Source organism: Rhizobium sp. BT04, from assembly GCF_030053135.1.
In the GTDB taxonomy this organism is placed as follows: domain Bacteria; phylum Pseudomonadota; class Alphaproteobacteria; order Rhizobiales; family Rhizobiaceae; genus Rhizobium; species Rhizobium binxianense.
Genome location: NZ_CP125647.1, coordinates 198,677 through 215,289, shown reverse-complemented (window position 1 = coordinate 215,289; position 16,613 = coordinate 198,677). Strand labels below are relative to the sequence as shown.

The following is a 16,613-nucleotide window of genomic DNA, read 5'->3' as shown; positions in this document are numbered from 1 at the left end:
GAATATGATTCCATTGGCCCATGAACGATGCGGCTGAACAGCTTCCTAACGACCTTACCAGCGCACTTGCGGCCCTGGCGGAGGAGCGTGCCCGGCGCATCACAGCCGAGGCGGAAGCAATGATCGCCAAGGCGGAAGCCGCCAGCGCAAAGGCACTCGTGTCGCATTCCGAGGCGCTGATTGCCCGGTTGAAGCTGGGGATCGAGAAGGTCCGCCGGGAGCTTTATGGCAGCCGCTCTGAGCGCAAAGCGCGGCTTCTCGAACAGATGGAACTGCAGCTCGAGGAGCTGGAGGCTGATGCTGGCGAAGATGAACGGGCAGCAGAGATCGCAGCCAGTGCCTCGACCGTCAGGGCCTTCGAGCGCAAGCGTCCTTCACGCAAGCCCTTTCCCGAACACCTGCCGCGCGAGCGCGTCGTCATCGCCGCTCCCGCGAATTGCGCCTGCTGCGGATCGGCCAAACTGTCGAAGCTCGGCGAGGACATTACCGAGACCCTGGAGGTCATCCCACGTCAATGGAAAGTCATTCAGACGGTGCGGGAGAAGTTTACCTGCCGCGAGTGTGAGAAGATCACGCAGCCACCGGCACCCTTCCATGTGACGCCCCGCGGTTTTGCCGGGCCGAACCTGCTGGCGATGATCCTGTTCGAGAAGTTCGCCCAGCACCAGCCGCTCAACCGCCAGAGCGAACGCTATGCCCGCGAGGGCCTCGACCTTAGTTTATCGACACTGGCTGACCAGGTCGGAGCATGCGCCGCGGCGTTGAAGCCTATACATTTACTGATCGAAGCGCATGTTCTGACCGCCGCGCGGCTGCATGGCGACGACACGACCGTGCCGATCCTGGCGAAAGGAAAGACCGATACGGGCCGCATCTGGACTTACGTCCGGGACGATCGGCCGTTCGGAGGGCTCTCACCGCCGGCCGCCCTTTACTATGCATCGCGAGATCGACGGCAGGAACATCCGGAACGCCACCTGAAGACCTTCACCGGCATTCTGCAGGCGGATGCCTATGGCGGCTACAATCCGCTGTTCAAGTTGATCGCGATCCAAATCCACTAAGGCAGGCGTTTTGCTGGTCACATTCGAGACGTAAGTTCTTCGTGCTCGCCGACATCGCGGCGAATGCCAAACGTGTAAAGAACGCCGCGCCGATCTCGCCCATGGCACTGGAGGCCATCAAACTGATCGACGCGCTGTTCGATATCGAGCGGGATATAAACGGGCTTGCCCCCGATCAACGCCTGGAGCGTCGCCGTAAAGATAGCCTGCCGCTCGTCGACGGTCTGCAGGCTTGGCTTCAAACCGAGCGGGCAAAGCTGTCGCGCACTTCTCCGGTCGCAGAGGCGATCGACTACATGCTAAAGCGCTGGGATGGCTTCACGTCATTCCTGGAGGACGGCAGGATTTGCCTGACGAACAATGCAGCCGAGAGAGCGTTGCGAGGCTTCGCGCTCGGCAGGAAGTCGTGGCTCTTCGCCGGATCGGATCGCGGTGCAGATCGTGCCGCCTTCATGGCCACACTGATCATGACGGCAAAGCTCAACGACATCGATCCGCAGGCGTGGCTTGCCGACGTTCTTGCCCGCATCGCTGACACGCCGATTACCAGGCTGGAGAAATTGCTGCCGTGGAACTGGACACCGACGCAAACAGCAGCCGTTGCGGCCTAGGATCAACGATGGATCGCAAAGCCAACCGAGCTATCATTCGGAAAATATTGCTCACCGAGTGGGACCCCATCGGGGTGTCGGACATTCCTGAAGCGCAAGACGAATATGATGCCTATGCCGATACCGTCTGTGGCATGCTGGTCAACCAAACGGCCTCAGTTGATGCCATCGCGCAGTATCTCTTTAAGATCGCGACCGAGCATATGGGGCTTTCATACCCAGGACTTGCTGAGCGTTGCGACAAGGCTGCAAGAGCTGTCGCGGCATTCCAGTCAGACCCCTGAGCCTGCACACAATCAGGGCCAGATGCGGTACTCACCGGATGCTTACCAATTTCGGGAGGGTTTGCTGAGAGAAGAGCGACGCAAGACGGGGTGGATGCCGGCGTCCCGGTCCATGGCGCCAGCAGGCTATTCATGGCCGTGGTCATTGAAACGCGGATGTGGGCGACTACGCGCTTTCGCTCTTCTGGTAAAGCCGAACTGATCGGAGAGCACTAAAGTCCCAGGATTCGTGACGACCGATCGCGTAGCAGATACCTTGAGAGCGAAATCAGAGCTACGCAGATCGCTATTGTCGAAACCGTAAGTGCGATCTGATAAAGCGGTTGCACGTCAAAAACCCAGGAAGTTTCGGGAATCAACCGCATCAGCCCCCATCGAATCGGCTGATGAATCAAGAAAATTCCGAACGAGTAAAGACCAAGCATTACAAGCCAGCTAGGAAACGCGGCCCGTCCTCGGTACGCCATCATCAGCTCAATTACTGCCCAAGCGTAGAGATAGCTGGAAAGCTTGATGGGACCAAGTCCACCGCCGTTGACGCCGATTGACCACGTCAAAGTCTCCGCCTCGACGATCTGTAGAGCAAGCGCGCAGATGGCGAAGGCTGCAAACCTGACCCCATAATCGCTAGGCGCAGAGGAGTTTAGCTCGGCAGATCTCGCTATACCATAGCAGTAGAACGGAAGCCATCCGGTTGGCGGGGCCATTACAAACCACCAGTTCAAACTCGGGTTATGCCAACGTGCCAAGTACGCGCCGAGAAGGTGCAATAGGCCGATCGCGACAGCAGCCGGCACAAGCCAAGGGCGTCGTGAGAAGCGAAGCAATGTGGGCGTGATCAAAGTCAGGCACGCGAGTGCTGCGATGAAATAGTAAGGGCTGACAACGCGACCGAACAGGAGATCAACGCCGAACTTGACGAACTGCGAGTGGTCGCCGAGGAACACAAACACCAACGTCGACCAGATGAGGTACGGCACAAGGATACGCCGCAAACGGGCGATCGTCTCTCCGAATGGGTCTGTTCTAAAGCGCTGACTGCGCCCGGCAAATAAGCCAGCGAGGAAAAAGAAGGTTGGGACTGCAAACAACAGGAGCTGTTGGGTGAGTAAGGTGAATTGTAGATTCCAATCGTAGAGCTTGCGCTCCCCGAGTCCGACTGAAGCCACATGGATGAGAACAACAGCAGTGATTGCGATCCCTCTGATCCCGTCTATGTAATCGTCTCGCCCCTTGGTCAATGTTCGACCTTACAGCGCTTACGATCTATAGCGGAAGCAATATCCAGGCGTCGCTTCCTAAAGCTCTTCCGCATTGGGACCACGTCGGCAGCAGGATCCACATCGAAAAAGTTTCGAGCCTCCGTGTATTGTCCACGAGGTGCTGACTTGGCGGCACGGCGAAATGCGCGAGTGAACCCCTCAGCGACCACGCCTACGACATCGTTATGTAAGGCCTTTAGCCCCAATATTGCTGCAGAGAGAAACTTTCGCTCTTTCGTGGCTTGGATAACGCCGTGCATCTGTGCCCGCGCAAGCGCCCACTTTTCGACAGCCGGGTCAATTCCTGGAATCTCGGAGATAGCAATCCCCAGCGCCTCAAGCGATCCCTGCGCCATTGCGAAGCGGCGCGTGGACATGGAGGTCGATGATTGACGATAGCCAATCAGGCATTCCGGAATGCAAACGACCTCGCCCACAGCCGCCAGTTTGATTTGCATTAGGTAATCTTCGCTACCTCTGACACGCTCATCGTATCCTCCAACCGCATTCGCTGCGGCCCGGCGAATGACAATGCCCGAGCCCGTACCAACGAAATTATGAATCATAGATCGTTGCAAGGCCTTGCCATCGACTGCGACCGCGGGCCTGGTCTCGCTGATCTTACCGTGGTCGTCGATCCGTCTTAGAAACGAATATGCAAAAGATGATGTCTCGCCGGCCTTCCTCAACGCTTTCACGAGCTTCTCGAGATAGGTCGGATGCCAAAGATCATCTGCGTCTAGCGGAGCAACAAACTCACCGACCGCATGCTCAATGCCGTAGTTCCTGGCGCCTGGGAGCTTTCGGTTCGGGATGCTGTGTATGACAATGCGAGGATCTTCAACTTTCAAGATTTCGGCAATCGATAGTGAGTTATCGGTTGAGCCGTCGTTCACAATGATAATCTCGATGTCCTTGAGAGTTTGAGCTAATGCGCTCTTGACTGTTTCGCGTAGGGTGCGCGCGCTATTATAGCAAGGGATAATTACTGAAACTGTTGTCACGGAGCCCCCGAATGACAATTCAAGGTTTAGAAATTTGTAAACCAATCTGATCTTCCAAGTCGAGTTCTATATCGCAATTATTTGGCGGTTTGGTGAAAATCCATAGGTTCGTGAAGGGTGGACCCAGTAGAAATGACGCCGCGAAAATGAATTGACTTAGCCTTCGTGTCCCCGCTTAAGTGCATCGCAGTTGCAGTGGGATGAACGGATGCATAAAGAGAGAAATTTGACGCTCGACAGCTTTAGGGCGTTTTTCATCATTGTTGTGATGGCATTCCATTATCTTGTCGCTTGGGCGCCGCCCTTTCACGAAGAGAATTTGTACGGATTTGCAACGACCTATGATCCATATTTCGCGCTAGGGAATCTCGGTGTCGAAGCATTCTTCGTACTCTCGGGCACATTCATCACGGTAACTGTGTTGCGATCGTCGGACGCGATCGACTTTGCTTATCGACGATTCTCACGCATCTATCCGGCGCTGGTCATCGCTGCAATCGTAAGTTTCGCGTTCCTGAATACCGTCGGACTCCCGGAATTTCATACTACGCCGCTGGAGTTTGTTGCCTCGATCGCCCTGGTCGCCTGGCAACTAGGTTTGAAGTACGTCGACGGTGCTTACTGGAGCCTCGCCGTAGAAGTGAAATTCTACATTTGGGTAGCGATCATGTTCTGGTTGCTGCGCGAACGCTTTTGGGTAGGGCTAATAGTCCTACAAATTGCTGGAGCGTTGATCGAACTCGTCGCTCTAAAGGTCGGCAAGGTAATCTTCCTCGCGAACTACATGCCCTTCTTCCTGTGCGGTACAGCGATTGCCTATCAGACGTTTTTGAAGCAGCCAAAAGTTGCCACGATTCTCTATGCTATGTCGGCCGTTTTTTTCGTGATCCACTGGCCGGCTTTGCCGATCAAGCAGGTCCCGCTCATAGTTTCAAACTTGGCGATCCTTTTTGTGGTGGCGGTCCTGATCGCCGTGACCAGCTTAGACATCAGGCTGGAATGGGCACCATTAGCTCGTCTCGGCTTGGTGTCGTACGAGATATACCTGATCCATCAGAATATCGGCGTGACACTTATTCACTATCTAAAACTCTGGACCAGAATGCCCGACATAGCTGCGATATCGATCGTCGTCCTTGCAGTTTACGGACTGGCGGAGCTTTTACATCTCGCTAGCGAGAGAGTGCGAACAAATCTCAATAGCCATTATCGAGCGATCCGCCTCCGTGTGCGGCCCGCAGCTCAAGGTGGCTGAATACTGTGTTCAGACAACTATTGGCGTTCTTCGAGGAAAAGCCCGAATGACCATCTCTGGCTAAATGCAGTTGCCCGGTTTTCCTCGGCGGGTAATGTGCCTGATCAGTTCTCCGTGAGAATCAACAGGGCGCTCCACGACCATGTCGGAGCGCCCTGGGCTGCGTCGCCCGCTGTTGCGTTTATGGACGACGCAGTGCGCCGCAATGCCTAAATTCACGACTAGTTCAACTGATGATTATCGATGCAGGATCGGCGTTCGGCCAAGGCTCGCTTATTCGATCTTAACGCTATTGGAGACAGCGGAGGATCACGGGCGCCGACATCGGCCGGTATCCGAAGACGAAGGTCCGAAAGATACGATGGATCCCCACCACATAAGATGAAGCATGAGATTCAGACAATGTATTCCTAAATTCTTCTATCCGAGCCGACGCTCTATTGGCAATTCGTACTCGATCTCAAGCTTTTCTCCGGCTGAATCCGCCACCTTAGCGCTAGACACAGGCAGAAGGTTAATCTCATCGATGCAAGATGAACAAATCAGTTCGTCGCCATCGATCTTCTTGCCGTTACCACACCGCATGCATGTATGCCCACGTTTCTTCCTGCCGAACAACATCGAACCTGTTCTTCCCTCAATTTGTTAAAATGTTACAAGCAATCGCGAAATGTTATACTCGCGATGCATTGCGACAACGCCTATAATTTCTCTTGCATTTTAAGATCCTCAAAAAAGCGGCCTGCGGCTTACTGCACAGCAATGCGTTAGCCCACATTCGACCTGATAAAATTCTTTCGGGTTGAGGTAGACTAAAGTTCGCGTAATGCCCGATCGAGGCAGCGATTTTTCCCATTTGCTTGCAAATGGCCGAACCTAGCCCAACGAAGATCTCGACAGGATCTGACCTTTCGACTCAGCGGGCGCACGATATACAAAGAAGATTCACTTGCATCCCTGCGAGCTTGTTGTCTTCTGGAAAGTGCCGCAACAGAGGCACCAGTGGCTGGCATCGCAGTCTCAGCGATCCGGTGCCGCAAAATATAAACGAATTTCAAATTATCCCCAGCAATCCCCAAGCCATCACAAGCCCAATAGACTGAACTTTGACCGCGCCCCATTTGTTTACAAATAGTAATTGCAAATTTCCTCGTAAAGTCGAGTCCCGTCACGGACTTTTTTTGGGTCTATGCTGCGATCTAAACCCTTATGAACAGTGCTGTCGAAGCGGTAGCTGGAAAGTTTCTATTTCGCCGAAGTGACTTCTGCAATTGTGAACCACTTTGCACGCTATCTCTCTTAACTATGTCAACAAGTCATCGGAATTGTGCGAGCATCAGCACTGCTTTCCGCATCCAGATATTCCTGTTGATCTTTTCGAAACCGTCGTTACCGCTCAGTTCTATCCATCTGTCGTCGGCTTGCATCTCAAAGACGTCTGCCTCCTCGATCGCAAACTTCTGACGCGAGGACCGTGGAGCATTCAAGGAAACAAAGATTCGTCGCTGGGTTGGGAGTTTTTCGCATGGCGACCGGAGCCCCTGGGAGCGATCTGGGACCAACTAAAGGATCATCGTGAGCGGATCATTGCATTCATTTGCCGATCCGCCGCGCATCAAGGCAATGTCAAACCGCCTCATCATCAGGCGGACTGCGATCAGTTGACTTGCACGCCGCGCCGCTCCAACTCCTCGAAAATTTCGCGCGTGACCGGGTTCCGGGGAAAGCGACCGGCTGTCCTGAGCGACGGCAGATCGAGCAATGCCTCGATATTTTCCGACGGGACGTTGATACTGACCCGCTCGAGTTTCTTGAGTCGAACGAGGGCGCGAATATCGACCTTGTCGATCATCGAGATCACCGAAATGCTTATCAGGTTGGGGCAGAAACGGATATCCGAGAGATCCTTGACATCGAACACGCCTTCTTCGCCGCCCCAGAAATACCAGGCGAACGGATAGATCGCCGCGCCGCCGTCGAATTCGATCCATTCGACGGCCGCAAGCTGTTCGTCGCTCAGCGGATAGCGGGTCAGATAGTCTAGCGCTTCGGGGATGAGCTCGTAGCCATCCTTCTCCAGATCGACCGTCCGCCCCAGAACATGGCTCGCAAGCTGTTGCGGCGTGCCGAGATCGAGCGCCTTGGCGTAGAGAAGCGACGACATGACCGCGAGCTTCAGGTTCGGGTCCGAGAAAGGTGCGCCGGGCGTGCTGCTTGCGACCGGGTAGGGCGGCGCGGTGGGCTCCGCATATTCGGCGTCGGGGTTCGAAATCTCGATCTCGGAAACCGTATCATAGGTGATGCGGACGGAAAGCTCGCCCTCCGGCAATTGTTTCGTGCCGAAGCGGGTGGCTCGCCGCACCTTGCTTTCCTCGCCAATCTGCATATCCGGCACGGTGGTGCGAAGATCGGTAAGCGAGATGCCCATGGGCACGCCGGCAATGGTGTGCTCGAAGCGGGAGTTGAAGCTGATCTGGCCGACCAGCCCTTTGCGATCGATCCGCAAGATGACGCCGTGGGTGTTTTCGAGAGTATCGATGATGCCGCCTTTATGCGGCGCCAACATGCGCCAGGCGGAACCCATGGCCTTCTCGACCACCGACATCGGCATGCCGGGCCGTAGCGCTGCAAGCGCTGCAGCATCAACTGGTTCGTTTGACGCCGCCATGCCTGCACCTCCTGCGGTCACGCACAGGGCCAGAACAGCCACGCCCGTCAGGAATTCCCGTTTTCGCATGCACCGCGCCTCGAGCCGAACAGACAATCCTTGTGCCTGAGTTGTATTAACCGCTCTTCCTCCTCTTTGAAAGCAGTGCCGTCTCGCTCTCATTTGATGACGCAAAGGTGCGTTGGACATCCAAATCAGTGCTTGCGGTCGCCCTTGGCGTCGTGTTTTGCCTCACGGCGCGCATCGGTGGGGAGCTATCGAAACATCATCGCTCTTCTTGAACTTGCCCTCCGTGTCGCGACGGACATAGCGTTTATCGGTCCCGTTATCGATCAATTCGCGCTTGCTCATGGCAGGACTCCCGGGGTTGCTTCACCCCGAAAACGCGCGTCGTCGCCAAAAAAAGCATGGAATCTTGACGTGCGGGCAACGCTTGAGCAGCTGCAGGTCCGCCGCTTTTTTCGCGGCATAAGCGTCGATACCAAGCTTTCATAATCATTCGGAGAGGTCCATTCTGAAGCGCTTCTGCCATTGATTTTGCGTTGAGCGCAGCGTGCACCTTGCAAGCAGCTCTATATCGGCGATGTCTTGCCCTCCAAAAGCGATTTCGGCGATAGTGCTGCCTTGAGAAACCCACCTAGGGCACGTCTTTTGAAGTAGCTGCGAATGATGCGAGCGGCCGCTTCGTTAGTTGGGTCGGACCGGTGCTTATTCCGGCATTAAACGCAACGGCCTGACATCGAGGTGCCGGTGCGGTCGATGAGGATGATGTTGGCGGGGCCATTGCGGGGATTTGTCCCGACTAGCCAGCGGTCTGTCGAAAAATACGTCTTGGTCCTCAGCTGGGGATCTGAGATCGCCTTAAGACCAAGAGCAAAATTGAAGTTATTTTCGCTGCCGGCCTCGCGCGTGAAGCTGAGATAGGCACCGAAGCGTTCGTATTCGACATTGCGCAGGTGTTGGATCGACGTCAGCGTATCCTCGAAATCACGCCAGCACGCCTGCTTCACAATGATCTCGAAAATGCGCAGGACGGCCGGGGCGAGACGCCCCTGGGCATCTGTCTGCGGCCCGATGATCTTGGCGCGGATCTCGAGAACATCGCCCATTTCGTTTCCGCGAACCTTCAGGAAGGTCGAACTGAGGGGACGCGCCTCGTCCCGTTCGTAGATGCGCTGAAAATAACATTCATAATTGCGATTGCGCATCGATGCGGCTTTCCATTCGCTCATCTCGATGCCGGCCTCTCGGAGAGCGCCGCAAATATTCGGCCCCGAGACGCGCCACATCCGCAGAAACTGACCTGCCAACTCCGGTTTCGGGACCTCGATCAGCTTCGGCGATAGAGACATCGGCGGAAGAGGAGAAGGAGCCGCCGGATCAGGGCGGACGGCTATGCGTGATGATCGCCCAGCCTTGTTGAGAGCTCGATCTTCAAGGCGACCCATCGGAATTTCCGAGTGGCGGATTTCACGGTAAAAAACAGCGATACCGGCAAGAAGCAGAACGCATATCAACAGCGCTGGCGAAAGCAGCCGGCGGCGGTTGCTCCACAATGCGAACTTCCAGTGCCAAAATGGGCGGCCGCGAGGAGGATCGACTGTTGATAACATTTTGTCCACGGCATTCCCTCGCAAGCAAAGTTGGAGCGGCTGCGAGTTCGATCTCAATCAACCACGATCCTGTTCGCGACCAGCCGGTGTCAGTCAGCGCTGACCAACTCAGCCCGGTGCCGGCAACCACTTCACAAGTGAGCAACGGATGTGAAGTGGTACAGTCTATTCCGACTCACCTTCGACCCTGCGAGTGTGAGGTCGCGTTGGTGGAGCGTCAAGCGGCACCCCAGTGCATGGCGTTCGCCCGCCAATGCTGCCGAAGGACAGGCCGGCGGCTTGCCTTTTCACCAGCGCTGTCTTCGACACATCCGCTGTCTCGGCGCTCGAGAGCTCTCCCTCAGGCGACGATCTTTAACCGATCTCGGCCGCTCTGTTTTGCATGGTAAAGCGCCTCGTCTGCCCGGGCGTATAACTCGCGCGCCGTCTCGCCCCGGCGCAACTCGGCAAGCCCAGCCGAGCAGGTATAAGAGAATGTGGGCGCCGAGCGGATGGGCCGCGCGCCTCGAACCGCCTTCAGGATCCGGTCGACGATCAATTCGCCTTGCCCGAGCGTCGTATCGGGCAGGATCAACATGAATTCTTCCCCACCGATGCGCCCGAAACTGTCGCGGCGGCGAACCAGAGGTTGGACGCGGCGGGCAAAATCGATGAGCACGCCGTCGCCAGCCTGGTGCCCGTATACGTCGTTTATGCGTTTGAAGTAATCCAGATCCATGATGCAGGTGCAACCGCTGACCGGTTCTGCCGATGCCTGGCGCACGACCATGCTCTCGAGCGCCGCCATCATGAAGCGGCGGTTGGAGATGCTGGTCAGTTCGTCCGTCTGTGAAGCCCGCAACGCAAAATCGCGATCTTGCCTCAGGTCACGCTCGCTCGTCTTCATAGGGGTAATGTCGCTTGCGATGCATAGCATCCAACCGTCACCTTGGACGGTCTCGGTCATCCAGAACCATCGGCCGTCGGCCACATCGGTTTCAAAGGCACGAAACGGGAGCTTGCCGCGTCGCGACTGTGCTGAGACGAGCCATGTCTCGAAGTCGGTGGCCTTGATGACCGTGCCCTTCCCCGCCTTCGTATTTCGTCGCATCAGATCGGCCCATAAGGGCGTTTCCTCGGGTTCCAAGGCATAGGTGGAACGAAAGGCCACGTTTGCGTACCGCAAACGATCGTTCTGATCGTAAAGCGCAATCAGGACTGCGCTCTCCTCACTCAAATCCGCGAGCCGCTCCGAAATCTTGGTCATCCGACTATTCCAGGCATCTCAAAATGACGATGGAATCATTATGTTAGTAAAACCTAAAGAGATGATGGACGCTACGCGCTATCGCAATATTATTGCCGCGAAAGGCAAACCGGCTTTACCCGTGAGGTTGCCACGCGCGTGCCTCATCCGCGGCAGGTGACGCAAAAATGTTGCACAGCGATGGTTCTCAATGGATTGATCCATCGCGCACCGCAGTCGTTTGAGGCGGATCGGGCGCAAGACGCTACTGGAGAAGATCAATGCGCGAATATTCTATCGCGGCTATCCCTGCGGACGGGATCGGACCTGAAGTCATTGCCGCCGGGCGAACGGTGCTCGCAAGTCTGGAAAAACGTCTCGGCGACGTGAGGTTCGTCATCGAAAACTTCGACTGGGGTTCCGATTACTACAAACGGCATGGCGTGATGATGCCCCCCGACGGGCTTGAGCGGCTGAAGAAATTCGACGCGATCTATTTCGGCGCTGTCGGCGCGCCCGATGTTCCCGATCACATCACCCTCTGGGGGCTCAGGCTGCCGATCTGCCAGGGTTTCGACCAATATGCCAACGTTCGGCCGATTAAAGTCCTTCCAGGCATTACCCCTCCCCTGCGCAATTGCGGCGTCGGCGACCTCGACTGGGTCATCGTCCGGGAGAATTCCGAAGGAGAATATTCCGGCCACGGCGGCCGCGCCCATCGCGGCCTGCCCGAGGAGGTTGGCACCGAGGTCGCCATCTTCACGCGCGTCGGCGTCACCCGCATCATGCGCTACGCCTTCAAACTGGCGCAGGCGCGGCCGCGCAAGTTGCTGACGGTCGTGACGAAATCGAATGCCCAACGCCACGGCATGGTCATGTGGGACGAGATCGCCGCTGAGGTGGCTGCAGAGTTTTCTGACGTCGCCTGGGACAAGATGCTGGTCGACGCCATGACGGTGCGGATGACGCTGAAGCCGCAGAGCCTCGACACGATCGTCGCGACCAACCTGCATGCTGACATCCTGTCCGACCTCGCCGGCGCGCTCGCCGGCAGCATCGGTGTCGCGCCCACCGCGAATATCGATCCGCAGCGCCGTTTTCCCTCGATGTTCGAACCGATCCACGGCTCGGCCTTCGACATTGCCGGCAAGGGCATCGCCAACCCTGTCGCGACCTTCTGGACCGCCGCCCAGATGCTCGACCATCTCGGCGAGCAGGAGGCCTCGGCCCGTCTCATGCGCGCCGTCGAAGCGGTCACGGGCGCGGGCATCCTCACACCCGACGTCGGCGGCACCGCCACGACCAAAGACGTCACGGACGCCGTCTGCGACGCAATCCATTCCTCCAACGTCTGATCGGATAGACCAACGCGGCCATCGCCGATGGGGTGGATCGGTCGAACGGCGTCACACGTCATCGCGTCGCCGGTCAGGCGGCATAAAATGCTGTTGCGGCCATCGCCGCATCCTGTTCGTTCCTCCCCGAGCCGGTGAAACGTGATCGACACGAGGCCTCGGTGTGCTACTGTCGACGGTGACGGCACAATATGCTGCGGCCCTGGCAGCTTCGACAGGCGGAGTGGAGAGATGAAACTCGACCGGATCGATATAAAAATTCTGCATGAATTGCAGAAAAACGGCCGTGTCACCAATGTCGAGCTCGCCGAGCTCGTCAATCTTTCGCCCAGCCCCTGCCTGATGCGGGTGAAAAAACTGCAGTCGGAAGGTTATATCGAGGGCTATTCCGCGCAGATCAATGTCGCGAAGCTCGGACAGACGCTGACCGTTTTCACGGAAATCACCCTGAAGAACCACCGGCAGATCGATTTCGCCCGGTTTTTAACGACGGTCGAGAAGATCGACCAGGTGATCGAATGCCATCTGGTCTCGGGCGGCTACGATTATCTTTTGAAATTCGTAACTGCCGGGATCGGCGAGTACCAGACGATCATGGAGCGGCTCTCCGACATGGAGATCGGCATCGACAAGTATTTCAGCTTCGTCGTCCTTAAGTCGCCGATCGTCAAAGCGCACATGCCATTGACGAGCCTGTTTCCGCTTTAGGGGCCCACGCGTAGGCCCCGTCGGGTGTCGATGCCTATACTTGGACAAGCGGCTTCTCCGGGCGGCCGCACCAGGCCGAAGAGGTGGTGCCGGCGGAAGTTTATCACAGCTTGGCTATATCCTCGCTAGTCCCGCTCAGCCCTGCAAGGCCGCGCGTATATCAGGGTCATCAAGCGTGTCATCAAGCGTTTTGCGCGTGCGCTCGATGATCGCGTCGATGTCGGCGTCGGTGCAGCAGAGCGGCGGCGCATAGCCGAGGACGCCGTTGACGAAGGCACGGATGACCAGGCCGTTTTCCCAGGCGCGATCGAAGACCCGGCGCGCCGGTTCGGCGGCGGCCGGCAACGGCGCCTTCGTTTCCTTGTCGACCACGAGCTCGATGGCGGCCAGCATGCCGCGACCGCGCACATCGCCGACGAGCGGATGGTCTTTGAGGCTTTCAAGCCCTTGCATCAGCCGTGCGCCGGCCTTCCTGCCGTTCGCCAGGAGGCCGGTTTCGTAGAGGTTCAGCACTTCGAGGCCGACAGCGGCGCTGACGGGATGGGCCGAATAGGTATATCCGTGGCCGACGGCTGCGCCACCGGCGCCATCCGCGATGGTCTCGTAGATGTGGTCGGTCATGAAGACCGCACCCATCGGCACATAGCCGGAGGTCAGGCCCTTCGCCGTGGTGATGAAGTCTGGAACGATCTCGTCGTCCTCGCAGGCAAAGAGCGGGCCGGTGCGGCCGAAAGCGGTGATCACTTCGTCGGCGACAAAGAGGATGCCGAGTTCGCTGCAGAGCGCGCGCATCGCCTTCATCCAGCCCGCCGGCGGCACCAGCACGCCGCCCGAACCCTGGATGGGTTCGGCATAAAAGGCGGCGACACGCTCGGGGCCGATCTCTTCGACCTTGCGCCGCAGTGCCGCGAGGGAGGCGTTGATGATGGCCTGCGGATCCTCGCCGACCGGGTTCCGGTAGGCGTAGTGGGAGGGAATTTTATGCTGCCAATCGAAGGGAATGCCGAAGCCGGCGTGGAACGACGGAAGTGCCGTCAGTCCTGCGCCGACGGTTGATGAACCGTGATAGCCTTGTTCGACGGAGATGAACTGGTCGCGTTGCGGCTGACTGCGGGCGATCCAGTAATAGCGGATGAACCGGATCGTGCTGTCGACGGCATCGGACCCACCCAGGGTGAAGTAAACATGGTTGAGGTCGCCCGGCGCCCGTTCGGCCAAAGCCGCGGCAAGCCGGATCGCCGGTTCCGAGCCGAGACCGAAATAGGTCGTCGCATAGGGCAGTTCGCGCATCTGCCGCGCGGCTGCCTCGACGATCGATTCATGACCGTAGCCGGCATTGACGCACCACAGGCCGGCAAAGCCATCGACCAGTTGCCTGCCGGAAGCATCGGTCACCGTCGCCCCCTTGGCGGAAGCGAGCACACGTACGCCAAGCTTTTCGTGGTTGCGGTAGGAGGCGACCGGGTGCACCAGATGGCGGCGGTCGAGTTCGACAAGGGAATTGCTGTACATGATACTCTCCGGATCAGCCGAGCGCCTGGTTGGCCAGGGCGAAGATGGTGGCAACGGATTGGGCGCCTGGAATCGATGGCTTCATCATGGCGATGCCGCCGCCGACATGGGCGAAGCCCTGTTCGGCCAGCCAGTCGGACAGGCCGGCGGCCGCTGTCGTATCGACCCTGAGGAACACCCCGGGCCGTCGGGCGATGAAGTGCGCGACGAGCGCTTTGGCGTCCTCCAGGTTCCCGGCAATGACCGGGCCGATGACCTCGCCTCGGCCGAAGGTGCGAAGCACTGCAAAACCGGTGACGCCTCCGTTGCGGCGGACCACGGCGATTTCACCGACCTTGGCGAGATAGGCGATCAGACCGGCGCGATCGGCGCCGAAGGCCTGTCGATCGAGTTCGGCGACCGCGGCGAAATCGCTCGTGGTGGCGGCTGAGGTTGCCATCGGCGCGGCGATCTCTGCCGCGATGCCCTGGTGCTGCAGAATGCGGCCGGTCGGGCGGAAGCCGAGCTTCTCATAGAGGGGAAGGCCCTCGGCGGTTGCAACCAGCCTGAGCGGCCGGTCGCCGGCAAGCTCGATTGCAGCATGCATGAGCTTGCGGCCAAGACCGCGGCCACGCATGGCTTCATCGACGATGACCATATTGATCGTGGCGCAATCCTGCTTGTAGGGCGTAACGAGCACGGTGCCCACCACCCGCTCGTTCTCGATGGCCACGACGCCCTCGCTCAAGGCAAGCGCCATCTCCCAGTCTTCAGCGCGATGAGGCCAGCCGGCCTGCCGCGACAGGTGGACGGCGGCACCCAGGTGTTCGGTGCCGAAAGCGGCAAAATCGATCTGGCTTGTCTGCATGACACTTCCTTCATTTCCTGAATGGAAGTGTGAAGGAGTGCGGGTTGGCTAATCGTCTGAAGGCTGCGCTCCGAGCGGTATCTTATCGTTTTCGCTTTGTCGCCCGCCGCATCTTATGCTGGCATGTGGGCGTCAGACTCTGCGCGTTGCGGTCGCCAAGGCTGATGCCGGGCCCGTCTCCAGCCTTGACGGAACCCGCGGATGCCTCTTCTCGGCACGTTTTTCGCCGTCGTTCGCCATCCGCCGGCGGGCGAAGCGACACAAGCATCTGCCAAAGCCGCCTTTCGATACGAAATAATCTGCTTCGATAGCCGCCACATTCGGGCGAGCCGGGGGCCCGGCGGCGTCTATCATGACTTCAAATGCCTCGGTCCACTCTCCAAAGGATATGCCCATGACCCCCTTGCGTCCGAAATACGTCACCTTCGACTGCTACGGCACGCTGACCAACTTCCAGATGGCGGAAGCGGCGCGTGACCTTTACGGCGACCAGCTCGATGAGGCGCACATGGCCGAGTTCATCAGGAACTTCGCCGCCTATCGCCTCGACGAGGTTCTGGGCGACTGGAAGCCCTATGCCGAGGTCGTTCACAATTCGATCGAGCGCACCTGCAAGCGCAACGGCGTCAAGTTCAACGACGAAGACGCCCGCATGGTCTATGAGCGGGTGCCGACCTGGGGTCCGCATGCGGATGTACCGGCTGGCCTTGCGAAGGTCGCCAAGGAGATCCCGCTGGTGATCCTGTCGAACGCGATGAATTCGCAGATCATGTCGAATGTCGAAAAGCTCGGCGCTCCGTTCCATGCGGTCTACACGGCCGAACAGGCACAGGCCTACAAGCCGCGCCTGCAGGCCTTTGAATATATGTTCGACATGCTCGGCTGCGGCCCCGAAGATGTCGTGCACTGCTCCTCCTCGTTCCGGTATGACCATATGTCGGCTAACGATATCGGCATCAAGAACAAGGTGTGGGTCAACCGCCGCCATGAACCCGCCAACCCATTCTATGGCTACGTCGAAATCGCCGACATTTCCGGCCTGCCGGGCGTTTTCGGTCTCTGAAGTGCACAACAAACTGGCTTCATGCGACGCGGCTTAGCTGGTTGTCGTTATCTCGGAACCGCTGCACACTTCCGGGCGAATCCGAACGAGGGAAGCGCGGGCGTTTCCGCTCGCGCTTTTTTGAAGGGTCGGCCGTGCCCGG

General features: G+C 58.0%; 13 protein-coding genes. 6 read left to right on the top strand and 7 right to left on the bottom strand.

What is annotated here, in order from left to right; all coding sequences use genetic code 11:
• Positions 1-20 precede the first annotated feature (20 nt).
• Positions 21-1,675 (top strand): IS66 family transposase gene (locus tag QMO82_RS01050; RefSeq protein ID WP_283196496.1). Its coding sequence is split into 2 segments (ribosomal slippage): positions 21-1,038 and positions 1,038-1,675, totalling 1,656 coding nucleotides; the frame shifts between segments, so codons are not numbered across the junction.
• An 8-nt stretch (positions 1,676-1,683) separates the two neighbouring features.
• Positions 1,684-1,959, top strand: a complete 276-nt coding sequence (locus tag QMO82_RS01045; RefSeq protein ID WP_183610375.1) for a hypothetical protein — start codon at positions 1,684-1,686, stop codon at positions 1,957-1,959.
• 212 nt (positions 1,960-2,171) lie between these two features.
• Here the strand turns inward: QMO82_RS01045 and QMO82_RS01040 are convergent, their stop codons facing one another.
• Positions 2,172-3,200 (bottom strand): acyltransferase, encoded by a 1,029-nt coding sequence (locus QMO82_RS01040; RefSeq protein WP_183610374.1) that lies wholly within the window; start codon positions 3,198-3,200, stop codon positions 2,172-2,174.
• The gene (locus QMO82_RS01035) at positions 3,197-4,225 is read right to left on the bottom strand and encodes a glycosyltransferase family A protein (RefSeq protein ID WP_183906974.1); all 1,029 of its coding nucleotides are present in this window, start codon (positions 4,223-4,225) and stop codon (positions 3,197-3,199) included. The genes QMO82_RS01040 and QMO82_RS01035 overlap by 4 nt, the downstream gene beginning before the upstream one ends.
• Positions 4,226-4,451: 226 nt before the next feature.
• Here QMO82_RS01035 and QMO82_RS01030 point away from each other — a divergent pair, with 226 nt between their 5' ends.
• Complete coding sequence (locus QMO82_RS01030; protein ID WP_183610372.1) at positions 4,452-5,480, top strand: acyltransferase; 1,029 nt, start codon at positions 4,452-4,454, stop codon at positions 5,478-5,480.
• Between the two features lie 1,657 nt (positions 5,481-7,137).
• Here the strand turns inward: QMO82_RS01030 and QMO82_RS01025 are convergent.
• From QMO82_RS01025 to QMO82_RS01015, 3 genes are all read right to left on the bottom strand, one after another.
• Positions 7,138-8,148 carry a hypothetical protein gene (locus QMO82_RS01025; protein ID WP_183610381.1) on the bottom strand — a complete coding sequence of 337 codons (1,011 nt, stop codon included), beginning with the start codon at positions 8,146-8,148 and terminating at the stop codon, positions 7,138-7,140.
• 719 nt (positions 8,149-8,867) lie between these two features.
• The gene (locus tag QMO82_RS01020) at positions 8,868-9,770 is read right to left on the bottom strand and encodes a DUF6030 family protein (protein ID WP_277546255.1); all 903 of its coding nucleotides are present in this window, start codon (positions 9,768-9,770) and stop codon (positions 8,868-8,870) included.
• 331 nt (positions 9,771-10,101) lie between these two features.
• Positions 10,102-11,007, bottom strand: a complete 906-nt coding sequence (locus tag QMO82_RS01015; protein ID WP_183610371.1) for a sensor domain-containing diguanylate cyclase — start codon at positions 11,005-11,007, stop codon at positions 10,102-10,104.
• A 260-nt stretch (positions 11,008-11,267) separates the two neighbouring features.
• Here QMO82_RS01015 and QMO82_RS01010 point away from each other — a divergent pair, with 260 nt between their 5' ends.
• Entirely contained in the window at positions 11,268-12,341 is a 1,074-nt protein-coding gene (locus QMO82_RS01010) for a tartrate dehydrogenase (protein ID WP_183610370.1), read from the top strand.
• A gap of 231 nt (positions 12,342-12,572) precedes the next feature.
• Positions 12,573-13,049, top strand: a complete 477-nt coding sequence (locus tag QMO82_RS01005) for an Lrp/AsnC family transcriptional regulator (RefSeq protein ID WP_007634620.1) — start codon at positions 12,573-12,575, stop codon at positions 13,047-13,049.
• Between the two features lie 135 nt (positions 13,050-13,184).
• Here QMO82_RS01005 and QMO82_RS01000 read toward each other — a convergent pair whose 3' ends face one another.
• Both QMO82_RS01000 and QMO82_RS00995 read right to left on the bottom strand, forming a co-directional pair.
• On the bottom strand, positions 13,185-14,561 hold the full coding sequence (locus tag QMO82_RS01000) for an aspartate aminotransferase family protein (protein WP_183610369.1): 1,377 nt from the start codon (positions 14,559-14,561) through the stop codon (positions 13,185-13,187).
• A gap of 13 nt (positions 14,562-14,574) precedes the next feature.
• A complete protein-coding gene (locus QMO82_RS00995) occupies positions 14,575-15,408 on the bottom strand; it encodes a GNAT family N-acetyltransferase (protein ID WP_183610368.1) in 834 nt (277 codons plus the stop codon).
• 394 nt (positions 15,409-15,802) lie between these two features.
• On the opposite strand from QMO82_RS00995, the gene QMO82_RS00990 reads away from it, so the two are divergent.
• Positions 15,803-16,471 (top strand): haloacid dehalogenase type II, encoded by a 669-nt coding sequence (locus QMO82_RS00990; RefSeq protein WP_183610367.1) that lies wholly within the window; start codon positions 15,803-15,805, stop codon positions 16,469-16,471.
• The last annotated feature ends 142 nt before the right edge of the window (positions 16,472-16,613 follow it).